This is a genomic window from Streptomyces sp. CHD11, assembly GCF_018638295.1.
In the GTDB taxonomy this organism is placed as follows: domain Bacteria; phylum Actinomycetota; class Actinomycetes; order Streptomycetales; family Streptomycetaceae; genus Streptomyces.
In genome coordinates, this window is record NZ_JABTTS010000018.1 from 1 (window position 1) to 12,740 (window position 12,740).

Here is a 12,740-nt window from a genome sequence, read left to right on the forward strand (position 1 = left end):
CCCGCCCCGCCCCCGGGGCGCTGCCCCGGACCCCGCTCCTCAAACGCCGGAGGGGCTGGGACGACGGGAGCGGGACGGCGGGGCGGAGGCGCTGGAACGGAAGGGCAGGACGGCGGGGCTGGCCGGACGGACTGGACGGCAGGGCTGGACTGCAGGACCGGACGGAAGGGCTGGACCGGAAGGGCAGGACGGCGGGGCTGGCCGGACGGACTGGACGGGAAGGGCGGGCTGGCGAGGGCGGGGTGGGATCAGCGGTCTTCGCGGGGGTGGGGTTCGTGCCGCTCGCGGGAGGTGTGGAGGTTCAGGGGGTCGTGGAGGGGGGCCGTCAGACCTCGGCGGCGTTCCCCCTTGCGTTCCAGTTTTTCGCGGCGGCGCTCCTCGCGCAGGCGCTGCTTCTCCGCGCGGGGGAGCTTGCGCTGGACGCCCACGCCGCCCCAGAAGGCCAGGCCCGTGACGATCACTCTGGGCGCACCGGGCTCGCGCGGTACGCCCTCCTCGCTGTGGTCGAAGCCGCCCATGATGCCGATGCCGCGGACGACGACCTCGACACCGGGCGGGACGATGACATCCACACCGCCCATGATCGCGACCGCGTTGATCACGATCTCGCGGTCCGCGAAGTACGCCTCGCGCAGATCGATCTCCCCGCCGCCCCAGAAGGCGAAGCAGTTGAAGCGGCGCGGGGCGGTCCAGTGGCCCTTGCGCTGAAAGCCCGACATCACGGCGACGGCCCACGTCGACGTACCCGCTTCACTGTCGCTGTCGCCGACGATCCGGTTCCCCCAGTCGTTCCCCGGCTCCAGGTCCTTCGTCAGGGAGACGGCGGCCACGCCCGGTGAGCCCCGGTCCGGCAGATCCCGGGTGATAGGCGCCAGTTCCCCGTACGTCCGCGCGCTGTACGTGGCGTCCAGCCGCTCCCCGAACTCCTCCATGTCGAGACGGCCCTCCGCGAGGGCGTCCCGCAGGATGTCGGCGACCCGTTCACGGTCGGCGTCGGAGGCGCGAAGGTCCGGTACGGCTGCGTCGTCGGTCATACACATCAGCCTACGATTCGCCTCCGTCACACGGCTACGAGGGACACGGAGAGAGGAGCGGCGCGGGAGGGGTTACCGACCACGGGCGGCTCCGGGCCACCGGCCACAAACTACGGAACAGCGTGGTCCGCCGGGTCTTGTGGGGAGTGCGGGGACGGCGGGGGGTCTGCCGGGGTGGTGAGCATCTTCGCGATGACCGTCTCGATGTCCGGTTCGCGTACCGAGAGGTCGACCATCGGGTACTCCGCCGCGACGCGCGCCACCAGGCCCGCAGCCGACTCCGAGGCCGGGAACGCCAGCCACTGCCGCGGGCCCTCCACCCGTACCACCCGCGCGGGAGCCGGTGCCTCGATCGGCGGGAGCTCCCGCTCCAGGTCGACGACCAGGATCCGCTCGCTCTCCCCCACCTCGTGCAGTCCGGCGAGCGCACCGTCGTACACCAGCCGGCCCTGGTCGATCACCATCACCCGCGAGCACAACTGCTCGATGTCCTGGAGGTCGTGCGTCGTCAGCAGCACCGTCGTGGCACGCTCGGCGTTCAGCTGCCGCAGGAACTCCCGCACCCTGGCCTTGGACATCACGTCCAGACCGATCGTCGGCTCGTCGAGGTACAGCACCTCCGGATCGTGCAGCAGGGCCGCCACGATGTCGCCGCGCATCCGCTGGCCGAGCGACAGCTGACGCACCGGGACGTCCAGCAGGTCGGAGAGACCGAGGAGTTCGACCAGACGGTCCAGGTTCTCGCGGTACCTCGCGTCCGGGATGCGGTACATACGGTGCATCAGCCGGTACGAGTCGATGAGCGGCAGGTCCCACCACAGCGTCGTACGCTGCCCGAACACCACCCCCATGCGGTGCGCGAGCCGGGTCCGCTCCCGCGAGGGGTCGATCCCCGCCACCCGCAGCCGGCCGGCGCTGGGGGCGAGGATCCCGGTGAGCATCTTGATCGTCGTCGACTTGCCCGCGCCGTTGGGGCCGATGTAGCCGACCATCTCCCCGCGCGCCACCGTGAACGAGAGCGAGTCCACGGCCCGCACGCTCCGCCGCTCCCGCCTCATGAAGCCGGTCCTCCGGCGCACCTCGAAAACCTTCTCGACACCGTCCAGCTCGATGAACCCGTCGTCCGTCATGACCGCCCTAACTCCCCGTGCTCCGATACGACCTCAGGCCCGCCCGCCACGCCGCCCCGGCCGCCGCCGCGCACCCCACCGCCACCAGCGGCGCCGCGAACGCCGCCCCCGCCGGCAGCCCCAGCGGATACGGACGCCCCAACAGATACGCCGCCGGCACCCAGTTGACGAAGGCGAGCGGCAGCACGAACGTCACCCCCCGCACCAGATCCCGGCCGAACACCGTCGGCGGATACTGCAACAGCGTGGTACCGCCGTACGTGAACGCGTTCTGCACCTCGGCCGCGTCCTGCGCGACGAACTGGAAGGCACCGCCCGCCACGAACAGCGAACCGAAGATCACCGCACCGCAGACCACCGTCACCGGCACCAGCAGCACCTTCACCACGCCCCAGTCGACGTCCACGGCCGCCAGCGCCCAGCCCAGCACCGCCGCCCCCTGCACACCCCGGCCCAGCCGGCGCAGCGCGAAACGGTCCGCGGCGACCTGCGCGAGCACCGGCACCGGACGCACCAGCAGCGTGTCGAGCGAGCCGTCACGGACCCTGCCCCCCAGCGACGCCACCGACCCGAACGCCAGCTGGGCGGCTCCGAACGCCGTCCCGGACAGCCCGTACAGCAGCGCCACCTCCGGCAGCGTCCACCCGCCGAGCGCGTCGACGTGCGCGAACATCAGCAGGATCGCCACGAAGTCCAGCCCCGTCAGCAGCAGATTGCCGCACACCGTCAGCGCGAAGGAGGCACGGTAGGTCAGCGTGGACCGGATCCACATCCCGGCGATCAGCCGGTACGCCCGCAGCCCCTCCACCGCCCGGAAGCGCCCCCGCACCGCGGACACCTCCCGCACCCGCACCTCAGCCACCCTGCACCACCACCCGCCGTGTCGCCGCCGACTGCACCAGCCGGCCCGCCGCCAGCAGCGCCACCGCCCACGCCGCCTGGAACGCGAACGCCCCCGGCGCGGCCGTCTCCCCCATCAGCACATCCGCCGGCACCTGGAGCTGCGCCGCCCACGGCAGCACCCGCACCACCTCGCCCAGGGCGCCAGGAAACGCGTTCAGCGGCAGCGTCATACCCGAGCAGAAGGCACCCGTGACCATCAGGGCCTGCCCCACGCCCTGGCCGTCCAGCAGCCAGAACACACTCAGCGCGAACAGATAACGGATCGCGAAACTGACCAGCAGCGCCAGCAGGAGCGACACCCCGAACGCCGCCCACACGGCGAACTCCCCCGGCAACGCCGTCGGGAAGAACAGCGCCCCGAAGAGGAACGGGACCACACCCCGCCCCAGCAGCTGGAAAACCGCCCGCCCCATATCGTTCGCCAGCCACCACAGCTGCAGATCGACCGGCCGGTACAGATCCACCGCGATCTCACCCGTACGGACGCGTTCCATCAGCTCGATCTCGAACCCGCCGCCCTGGACCGCCAGCATCGCGAACAACGCCTGCGCCAGCCACACATACGTGACCGCCTGCGCCTGGTCGTACCCGCCGAGACCCGGCCGGGCCTCCCACAGCGCGAGATACGTGTAGACCAGGATCAGCCCGAACACGGTGTTGGTGAACACCCCCGCCGCGGTCGCCGCCCGGTACGTCGCATACCGCCGGAAACCCCCCGCCACCACAGCCGGGTACACCCGCCACGAGCCCACGCCGACCCGCCACGAGCCCACACCCACTCCCTCACTCCCGCGTCCGGCACCGAAGCGCAGGAGCCTAGTGCGCGGGCCCCTCCCCCTGCCACGCGATTACCCGCCGCCGTCCGGCGCGTGGCAGCACCCGGCAGGGCCGAACGTGTGAGAAGCCGCAAGTGTGCGCGACGCGCGCCGCAACCGCGGGACGCACGACCGGATGGGACAGTCTTGAATAAGGGGAACGCACCCGGCGTACGGGTACGAACGAGGCGAAACAGGAGTCCGTGCACGACATGAGCGACGAGCCGCAGCCGCAGCCGCAGCAGCCCCGGAAGGGCCGGGCACCCGGAAAGCCCCAGGCGGCCGCCGCCCCCGGAGGCACGGCGGGAGGCAAGGCCGCAGGCCGGGCGGACAGCACCGCGGGAGCCGGAGCGGGCAGCAGGACCGGCAGCCCCGCACGGGGCAGGACGGGAGGCAGGGCCGGCGGCAGGCCCCCACGCACCGGATGGCGCCGGCTGGTCCCCACCCGGCGCATGGTGCTCGGCACCTTCCTCGGCACCGGCCTCGTCCTCGTCGGCGGCTTCCTCCTCGGCTACCACCTGGTACAGATCCCCGCCGCCAACGCCCTCGCCACCCAGCAGGCCAACGTCTACCTCTACGCCGACGGCACCGTCATCGCCCGCGACGGCGAGATCAACCGGGAGAACATCACCCTCCCCCAGATCTCCGAGGACGCCCAGCACGCCATCCTCGCCGCCGAGGACCGCGACTTCTACACCGAGTCCGCCGTCGACCCCCAGGCCATGATCCGCGCCGCCTGGAACACCGCCACCGGCAAAGGCAAACAGTCCGGCTCCACGATCACCCAGCAGTACGTGAAGAACTACTACCTCCGCCAGGAACAGACCGTCACCCGCAAGGTGAAGGAGTTCTTCATCAGCATCAAACTCGACCGCGAACAGAGCAAGGACGACATCCTCGAGGGCTACCTCAACACCAGCTTCTTCGGCCGCGGCGCCTACGGGATCCAGGCCGCCGCCCACGCCTACTACGACATGGACGCCTCCGAACTCGACGCCGGACGCGCCGCCTACCTCGCCTCCCTGCTCAACGCCCCCAGCCAGTACGACGTCATCACCCACCCGGAGAACCGGCGAAGCGTCGAGAACCGCTGGAACTACGTCCTCGACGGCATGGTCGACGAAGGCTGGCTCAGCGAGAGCGAACGCGCCGGCATGAAATTCCCCACCCCCAAGGAGACCACCCACTCCACCGGCATGTCCGGCCAGCGCGGCTACATCGTCAACATCGTCAAGAAGTACCTCACCGACAACGACATCGTCGACGAGGCATCCCTCGACACCGGCGGCTACCGCATCACCACCACCCTGCACAAGGACAAGCAGGACGCCTTCGTCGACGCCGTCAACGACAACCTCATGGACCGGCTCGACCCGGAGAACCGCGAGGTCGACACCTACGTCCGCGCCGGCGGCGCCTCGGTCGACCCCAAGACCGGCAAGGTCGTCGCCCTGTACAACGGCATCGACTACGTCAAGCAGTACACCCCGAACGCCACCCGCCGGGACTTCCAGGTCGGCTCCGCCTTCAAGCCCTTCGTCTTCACCTCCGCCGTCGAGAACAGGTCCCGCACCCAGGACGGCCGCCGCATCACCCCCACCACCCGCTACGACGGCACCAGCGAACGCCCCGTCCAGGGCTGGCCCGGCGACCGCTACGCCCCCGAGAACGAGGACCACCGCGACTACGGCGACATCACCGTGCGCGAAGCCACCGACAAGTCCGTCAACGCCGTGTACGCGCAGATGGCCGTCGACGTCGGCCCCGACAACGTCCGCAGGACCGCCATCGCCCTGGGCCTGTCCAAGGACACCCCCAGCCTCGACGACGCCGGCCCCTCCATCGCCCTCGGCGTCGCCACCGCCAGCGTCCTCGACATGGCCGAGGCCTACGCCACCCTCGCCAACCACGGCAAACACGGCGCCTACACCATGGTCGAGGAAGTCACCCACGGCTCGAAGACCATCGCCCTCCCCGAACGCCGCACCCGCCAGGCCGTCAGCCGCAACGCCGCCGACACCACCACCGCCGTCCTGCGCGGCGTCGTCGAGAACGGCACCGCCACCGCCGCCCAGACCTCCGGCCGCCCCGCCGCCGGCAAGACCGGCACCGCGGAGGAGGACACCGCCGCCTGGTTCGCCGGCTACACCCCCGACCTCGCCACCGTCGTCGCCGTCATGGGCCAGGACCCCGTCACCGCAGGACACAAGTCCCTCTACGGCGCCATGGGCCTGCCCCGCGTCAACGGCGGCGGCGCACCCGCCGAGATCTGGGGCCAGTACACCCACGACGCCCTCGAAGGCGACCCCGTACAGGCCTTCAACCTCCGCCTCCAGCCCGACGCCTTCGCATCCCAGCCGCCGCCCGCCGACTCCAGCACCGGCCCCTCCTCCTCCGGCGACCCCACCGGCGGCGGCTCCGACGCACCGGGCGACGAGGACACCGGCAGCCGCACCCCCGACGACACCGGCGCACCGACCGGTAACACACCGGCCGACGGCGGCAGCGAGGGCGGCGCGACCGGGGGGACCACCGGCGGCGAAGGCGCGACGACCGGCGGCGAAACCGGCACCGGCGACGGCTCCCCGGACGGCCCCGGCTCCGAATCCGGCTCCGGCTCCGGCTCCGGCTCCGGCTCCGGCGGCGGCAGCGGAGACGACTTCAACGGAGACGACCGCACCCGCCGCCCCGGCAGCCTGACCGGCACGATCACCCAGCCCGCCCGCCGGATCTGGTGAGCACGAGCCCGGCCGTCAATGCCCCGAGGTCGCCCTCAGCCCCACCACCGCGATCACCAGCAGACTGATGAAGAAGATCCGGGCGGCCGTCACCGGCTCGCCCAGCACCACCATCCCCAGCACCGCCGCACCGGCCGCGCCGATCCCCACCCACACGCCGTACGCCGTACCGATCGGCAGCGTACGGGCCGCGTACGACAGCAGCAGCATGCTGGAGACGATCCCGGCACCGGTCAGCAGGCTGGGCACCAGCCGCGTGAACCCCTCGGTGTACTTCAGACCGACCGCCCAGCCGACCTCCAGCAGACCGGCGACCACCAGCAGAACCCACGCCACGACAGGCACCTCCGGGACACGAGAAACCGAAACGGGGGTGCGTCGTCTTTGCCTTCACCCCGGTACGGCGCGTCTCGTCGGGGCCCAGTGGGTCCCTCCACCGTAGCCCACAACGACGGAAGGGGCTGATGACCATGGTCACCAGCCCCTACCGCCCTCAGAACTACAGGTACAAGCCGGTCGAGTCCTCGGAACCCTCGAAACGGTCCGCGGCCACCGCGTGCAGATCACGCTCCCGCATCAGCACATACGCGGTCCCGCGCACCTCGACCTCCGCACGGTCCTCCGGGTCGTACAACACCCGGTCACCCGGCTCCACCGTCCGCACGTTCTGCCCCACCGCGACCACCTCGGCCCAGGCCAGCCGACGGCCCACCGCCGCCGTCGCGGGAATCAGAATGCCGCCCCCGGAACGCCGCTCGCCCTCACTCGTGTCCTGCCGCACCAGCACGCGGTCGTGCAGCATCCGGATGGGCAGCTTGTCGTCCTGGGAACCCTGCTCGAGTCTTTTGGCGCTCACGTCCTGCAACCTACCTGCCTTCGCCCCGCGCGTACGCGGGAGGGGTCAGCGCCGGCGCCGCCAGGACCCCAGGGCCAGCAGCCCCACGACCCCGACCGCGAGCACCGCCACCGGCACCACCCGCTCCAGCCGCGGCGAACCCTCCGCGTCCACGAACTGCCCCTTCACCTCACTCACCACACCGTTGACGCGCACATACGCACGCCCCAGCGTGTGGTCCACGTTGGACACGACCTTGGCCTTCGCGTCCCCCATGATCGTCTTCGGGTGCGCCCGCACACCGATCTCGTCCAGCGTCTCGGCCAGCACCGCGCGACGGCGCTCGATGTCCGCCTCGATCTGCGCCGGGGTCCTGGTGTCCGCCGTGTCCGCCACCGTGCCGCCTCCGATACTCACTGATACCTGTGCCGGACAGTCTGTCAGCTCCACGTCGCCACGCACTGTCAGGACCCCCGGTTACCCTCGATCCCGGCACCCGATCCACCCCGCGCGTACGTACGAGGAGACCAGATTCGATGAGCGAACGCCTCCAGCCCGGAGACGCGGCCCCCGCGTTCACCCTGCCCGACGCCGACGGCAACGAGGTGTCCCTGGCCGACCACAAGGGCCGCAAGGTCATCGTCTACTTCTACCCGGCCGCCCTCACCCCCGGCTGCACCAAGCAGGCCTGCGACTTCACCGACAACCTCGAGCTGCTGGCCGGCGCCGGCTACGACGTCATCGGCATCTCACCGGACAAGCCCGAGAAGCTGGCGAAGTTCCGCGAGAAGGAGTCGTTGAAGATCACCCTCCTCGCCGACCAGGACAAGAAGGTCCTCGACGCCTACGCCGCCTTCGGCGAGAAGAAGAACTACGGCAAGACCTACATGGGCGTCATCCGCTCCACGATCGTCGTCGACGAAGAGGGCAAGGTGGAACACGCCTTCTACAACGTCCGCGCGACGGGCCACGTAGCCAAGATCATCAAGGACCTGGGCATCTGACGTGCCCGACCCCCCTGGAACGGCTCGTACCGACTCACCGGTACGAGCCGTTCCGCTTTCCGTACGCAACCGTCCGATATCCGGTTCGTAACTCCGTACAACGCCACGAACGGGTGGTAGGGGACCGAGGAGAACCTGCGGCACTTGGGCCCCAACTGCCACGCGCTGACAGAGACGTGGTGTCGCCAGAAGGCGAGGGCGGCCCTCCCGAGGTGACCCGATTCCCCCGTACACTGAGCGTCGCCGGTCAGGCGTGATGACCGTGTTGAGCGGCCGTGGCGAAATCAGGCAGCACGCGAGGGTTTTAGGTGCCCTTGGGCGAAAGCCCGTGTGGGTTCGAATCCCACCGGCCGCACGAAGAAGGGGCCACCCGTCGACAGGGTGGCCCCTCAGCCATTACTCAGCCCAGCAGCTCCCGCACCGCCGGTACCAGTGCCCGGAAGGCCTTGCCGCGGTGGCTGATCGCGTTCTTCTCGGCCGGGGTCAGTTCGGCGCAGGTGCGGGTCTCGCCCTCCGGCTGGAGGATCGGGTCGTAGCCGAAGCCGCCGGTGCCGGCCGGGGTGTGGCGCAGGGTGCCGTTCAGGTGGCCCTCGACGACCCGCTCCGTGCCGTCCGGGGTCGCGAGGGCTGCCGCGCAGGTGAAGCGGGCGCCCCGGTGGGCGTCGTCGATGTCGGAGAGCTGGGCCAGGAGCAGGTCCAGGTTGGCCCGGTCGTCGCCGTGGGTGCCCGCCCAGCGGGCGGAGAAGATGCCGGGGGCGCCGTTCAGGACGTCGACGCAGAGGCCGGAGTCGTCGGCGACGGCGGGCAGGCCGGTGGCCCGGGCGAGGGCGTGGGCCTTCAGCAGGGCGTTCTCGGCGAAGGTGACGCCGGTTTCCCTGACGTCGGGGATGTCGGGGTAGGCGTCGGCGCCGACGAGGTCGTGGGGCAGGCCCGCGTCGGCGAGGATCGCCCGGAGTTCGGTGATTTTTCCGGCGTTGCGGGTGGCGAGGATCAGGCGGGTCATGGGCCCAGTATGTCCGGGCCCATGGGGCGCTCGTCCGTTACGGGGTGCAGACCTTGGTGAGTTCGCCGGCTGCGTCGGTGATGGGGCTGACGTCGGGGGTGGCGTCGCCGTTCTCGACGGAGGTGCGGACGTTGTCGACGGCCTTGCCGAGGTCGTCGACGGCCTTGGAGACGTCGGCGTTGTCGGTCTTGCCGCCGATCTCGTCGAGGTTCTTGTCGATGGAGTCGAGGGACTCCTCGAGCTGGGTGACGTCGTTGCCCGCGCTCTCGACGGCCTGCTGCATGTCGGTGACGCTGTCGGCGATGGCGTCGGCGGTCTGGACGCAGTCCAGTGCCTTGTCGACGGCCGCGCAGCCGGTGGTGAGTCCGGCGGTCAGCGCGACGGCCGCCAGGGTTGCGGCGACGGCTGTGGTGCGGCGTCGGCGGCTCGCGGCCATGGATCGGTCCCTCCCTCGTCGGGCCGGTGCGGCCCGGATCGTCTGCCGGGCGCCCGGTGTTGAGCCGTGCGCCCGTATCCGTTCAGACGCGGGGGTGGCCGGCGCGGTTGCTCCGCGTCGGCCACGGTCCTTGGTCTGTCTTTTACTTTTCGAGGACCGTACCAAGGGCGGCGTGCTGTGCGGTGGCGAGTTCGGTGCAGCCGGTGACGGCGAGGTCGAGGAGGGCGTTCAGTTCGTCGCGTGCGAAGGGTGCGGCCTCGGCGGTGCCCTGGACTTCGACGAAGCGGCCGTCACCGGTGCAGACGACGTTCATGTCGGTGTCGGCCTTGACGTCCTCCTCGTAGCGGAGGTCGAGGAGGGGGACGCCGGCCACGATGCCGACGGATACGGCGCTGACGGTGCCGGTGAGGGGCTGGCGGCCGGCCTTGACGAGCTTCTTGGTCCTGGCCCAGGTGATGGCGTCGGCGAGGGCGACGTAGGCGCCGGTGATGGCGGCGGTGCGGGTGCCGCCGTCGGCCTGGAGGACGTCGCAGTCGAGGACGACGGTGTTCTCGCCGAGGGCTTTGTAGTCGATGACGGCGCGCAGGGAGCGGCCGATGAGGCGGCTGATCTCGTGGGTGCGGCCGCCGATGCGGCCGCGGACGGATTCGCGGTCGCCGCGGGTGTTGGTGGCGCGCGGCAGCATCGAGTATTCGGCGGTGACCCAGCCCTCGCCGCTGCCCTTGCGCCAGCGGGGGACGCCTTCGGTGACGGAGGCGTTGCAGAGGACTTTGGTGTCGCCGAAGGAGACGAGGACGGATCCTTCGGCGTGCTTGCTCCAGCCGCGTTCGATGGTGACGGGGCGGAGCTGTTCGGGGGTGCGGCCGTCGATTCGAGACATGGCGGTGAGCCTAGCCGTACGTGCGGGAGGGGCCCCTTCCGCGGTGGGTAGGAGCCCCGTTCGTGTGGTGCGTGTGTGGCTTTTCGCGGTGGTTCTACATCATGTCTTCGATTTCGGCGGCGATGGGGTCGGCGTCGGTGCCGATGACGACCTGGATCGCGCTGCCCATCTTGACGACGCCGTGTGCGCCGGCGGCCTTGAGGGCGGCTTCGTCGATCTTGGAGGGGTCCACGACTTCGGTGCGGAGGCGGGTGATGCAGCCTTCGATCTCGTCGATGTTGTCGATGCCGCCGAGTCCGGCGACGATCTTCTCAGCCTTGGTGGCCATGCTCGTTCTCCCTGATCCGAACCGCTTTGTCGCAGTAACCCACAGTTGGCCCATCTTTGCGAGCGGTCGTGTCGTGGGTGCCGAAGGATGGCGTCACGACAGCGGAACCGTCCTGCCCTGACTGGTCTACACCACCGGGTGGACTGCCGCCAAACGCGTCATGCCCGTCGTGTCCGTATCCCAGGGAAGGGGGCCGGATGAGTGCCGGCAGTCCTGCCAGTGCCGAGCCTACGGTGACTTCCGCCCGGGAGCGATGGAATCGGTTGTTCCAGGGTCTGCAGAAGATGGGGCGGAGTCTGCAGCTGCCGATCGCGGTGCTGCCCGCTGCGGGGATCCTGAACCGGCTGGGGCAGCCGGATGTGTTCGGGGACGACGGGCTGGGCTGGACGAACGTCTCGAAGGTGATGATGGGCGCGGGTGGCGCCCTGCTGGACGGTTCGCTGGGGCTGCCGCTGCTGTTCTGTGTGGGTGTGGCCATCGGGATGGCGAAGAAGGCGGACGGTTCGACGGCGCTGGCGGCGGTGGCGGGGTTCCTCGTCTACTTCAATGTGCTGCGCCAGTTCCCGGAGGACTGTCCGGAGGGTTCGGAGGCGGTGCCGCAGGTCGGGTGCCGGTTGACGGACGGGTCGGGGACGGTGACCGCGTTCACCTTCCAGAATCCGGGTGTGTTCGGCGGCATCGTGATCGGGCTGATGGCGGCGTATTTCTGGCAGCGGTTCCACCGGACGAAGCTGGTGGACTGGCTGGGGTTCTTCAACGGCCGGCGGCTGGTGCCGATCATCATGGCGTTCGCGGCGATCGTGTTCGCGGCGCTGTGTCTGTGGGTGTGGCCGCCGATCGGTGACGCGCTGGAGAGTTTCAGTGACTGGATGACGGGGCTGGGCGCGTGGGGTGCGGGTGTGTTCGGTATCGCGAACCGGGCGTTGCTGGTGGTGGGGCTGCATCAGTTCCTGAACGTGCCCATCTGGTTCCAGTTCGGTTCGTACACGAAGCCGGACGGGACGGTGGTGCACGGTGACATCAACATGTTCCTGGCGGGTGATCCGGACGCGGGGCAGTTCCTGTCGGGGTTCTTCCCGATCATGATGTTCGCGTTGCCCGCGGCGGCGCTGGCGATCACGCACTGTGCGAGGCCGGACCGGCGCAAGGAGGTCGGCGGTCTGATGCTGTCGGTGGCGCTGACGTCGTTCGTCACGGGGATCACCGAGCCGATCGAGTACTCGTTCCTGTTCATCGCGCCGTTGCTGTTCGCGGTGCACGCGGTGCTGACGGGTGTGTCGATGGCGGTGACGTGGGCGCTGGGGGTGCACGACGGGTTCAGTTTCTCGGCGGGGCTGATCGACTACGTCATCAACTGGAACCTGGCGACGCGACCGTGGGCGATCATCCCGATCGGGCTGTGCTTCGCGCTGCTGTACTACGTGATCTTCCGTTTCGCGATCACCAGGTTCGATCTGAAGACTCCGGGGCGGGAGCCGGAGGAGGAGGTGGAGGACGCGACGAAGGCGTGATCTCCTAGGCCGGCGGCGGCTGTTCAAGTCCTCGGACCGTACGGTCCGGGGGCTTTTCGGTGCGCCCGGAGAGGATTCCGTTTCGCGGTGCCGGGCAGGCACGGTGCGTAGCGCTGTGGTCGC

General features: G+C 70.2%; 14 protein-coding genes, 1 tRNA gene and 1 riboswitch. Of the genes, 4 read left to right on the forward strand and 11 right to left on the reverse strand.

All coding sequences use genetic code 11. The annotated features are described in order from the left end of the window. Positions 1-248 precede the first annotated feature (248 nt). From HTV45_RS19085 to HTV45_RS19100, 4 genes are all read right to left on the reverse strand, one after another. Positions 249-1,034, reverse strand: coding sequence for a DUF1707 domain-containing protein (locus HTV45_RS19085; RefSeq protein ID WP_215207026.1), 786 nt, complete (start codon positions 1,032-1,034; stop codon positions 249-251). A gap of 110 nt (positions 1,035-1,144) precedes the next feature. Continuing rightward, complete coding sequence (locus HTV45_RS19090) at positions 1,145-2,164, reverse strand: ATP-binding cassette domain-containing protein (RefSeq protein WP_251692404.1); 1,020 nt, start codon at positions 2,162-2,164, stop codon at positions 1,145-1,147. A gap of 7 nt (positions 2,165-2,171) precedes the next feature. Then, the gene (locus tag HTV45_RS19095; RefSeq protein WP_215207109.1) at positions 2,172-2,936 is read right to left on the reverse strand and encodes an ABC transporter permease; all 765 of its coding nucleotides are present in this window, start codon (positions 2,934-2,936) and stop codon (positions 2,172-2,174) included. An 82-nt stretch (positions 2,937-3,018) separates the two neighbouring features. Further along, positions 3,019-3,819 (reverse strand): ABC-2 family transporter protein, encoded by an 801-nt coding sequence (locus HTV45_RS19100; RefSeq protein ID WP_215207108.1) that lies wholly within the window; start codon positions 3,817-3,819, stop codon positions 3,019-3,021. Between the two features lie 275 nt (positions 3,820-4,094). On the opposite strand from HTV45_RS19100, the gene HTV45_RS19105 reads away from it, so the two are divergent. Continuing rightward, positions 4,095-6,620 (forward strand): transglycosylase domain-containing protein, encoded by a 2,526-nt coding sequence (locus HTV45_RS19105; RefSeq protein WP_215207027.1) that lies wholly within the window; start codon positions 4,095-4,097, stop codon positions 6,618-6,620. A gap of 15 nt (positions 6,621-6,635) precedes the next feature. Here the strand turns inward: HTV45_RS19105 and HTV45_RS19110 are convergent, their stop codons facing one another. From HTV45_RS19110 to HTV45_RS19120, 3 genes are all read right to left on the reverse strand, one after another. Further along, positions 6,636-6,956 (reverse strand): multidrug efflux SMR transporter, encoded by a 321-nt coding sequence (locus tag HTV45_RS19110; protein WP_215207028.1) that lies wholly within the window; start codon positions 6,954-6,956, stop codon positions 6,636-6,638. Positions 6,957-6,992: 36 nt separating this feature from the next. Then, positions 6,993-7,053: riboswitch (guanidine-III (ykkC-III) riboswitch) on the reverse strand. A gap of 66 nt (positions 7,054-7,119) precedes the next feature. Then, a complete protein-coding gene (locus tag HTV45_RS19115) occupies positions 7,120-7,476 on the reverse strand; it encodes a co-chaperone GroES (protein WP_215207029.1) in 357 nt (118 codons plus the stop codon). A 45-nt stretch (positions 7,477-7,521) separates the two neighbouring features. Then, a complete protein-coding gene (locus HTV45_RS19120) occupies positions 7,522-7,851 on the reverse strand; it encodes a DUF3618 domain-containing protein (RefSeq protein ID WP_215207110.1) in 330 nt (109 codons plus the stop codon). A gap of 140 nt (positions 7,852-7,991) precedes the next feature. On the opposite strand from HTV45_RS19120, the gene bcp reads away from it, so the two are divergent. Next, positions 7,992-8,459 carry a thioredoxin-dependent thiol peroxidase gene (bcp, locus tag HTV45_RS19125; protein ID WP_103540966.1) on the forward strand — a complete coding sequence of 156 codons (468 nt, stop codon included), beginning with the start codon at positions 7,992-7,994 and terminating at the stop codon, positions 8,457-8,459. 269 nt (positions 8,460-8,728) lie between these two features. After that, positions 8,729-8,814: transfer RNA gene (locus tag HTV45_RS19130), tRNA-Leu, on the forward strand. Positions 8,815-8,859: 45 nt separating this feature from the next. Here the strand turns inward: HTV45_RS19130 and rdgB are convergent. The 4 genes from rdgB to HTV45_RS19150 form a co-directional block, all read right to left on the reverse strand. After that, on the reverse strand, positions 8,860-9,462 hold the full coding sequence (rdgB, locus tag HTV45_RS19135) for an RdgB/HAM1 family non-canonical purine NTP pyrophosphatase (RefSeq protein WP_215207030.1): 603 nt from the start codon (positions 9,460-9,462) through the stop codon (positions 8,860-8,862). 37 nt (positions 9,463-9,499) lie between these two features. Further along, entirely contained in the window at positions 9,500-9,898 is a 399-nt protein-coding gene (locus HTV45_RS19140) for a hypothetical protein (RefSeq protein WP_215207031.1), read from the reverse strand. Positions 9,899-10,040: 142 nt separating this feature from the next. Further along, on the reverse strand, positions 10,041-10,778 hold the full coding sequence (rph, locus tag HTV45_RS19145; RefSeq protein ID WP_215207032.1) for a ribonuclease PH: 738 nt from the start codon (positions 10,776-10,778) through the stop codon (positions 10,041-10,043). Between the two features lie 94 nt (positions 10,779-10,872). After that, a complete protein-coding gene (locus HTV45_RS19150) occupies positions 10,873-11,106 on the reverse strand; it encodes a glucose PTS transporter subunit EIIB (protein ID WP_215207033.1) in 234 nt (77 codons plus the stop codon). A 197-nt stretch (positions 11,107-11,303) separates the two neighbouring features. Here HTV45_RS19150 and HTV45_RS19155 point away from each other — a divergent pair, with 197 nt between their 5' ends. Next, on the forward strand, positions 11,304-12,617 hold the full coding sequence (locus HTV45_RS19155) for a PTS transporter subunit EIIC (RefSeq protein ID WP_215207111.1): 1,314 nt from the start codon (positions 11,304-11,306) through the stop codon (positions 12,615-12,617). Positions 12,618-12,740: the final 123 nt, after the last annotated feature.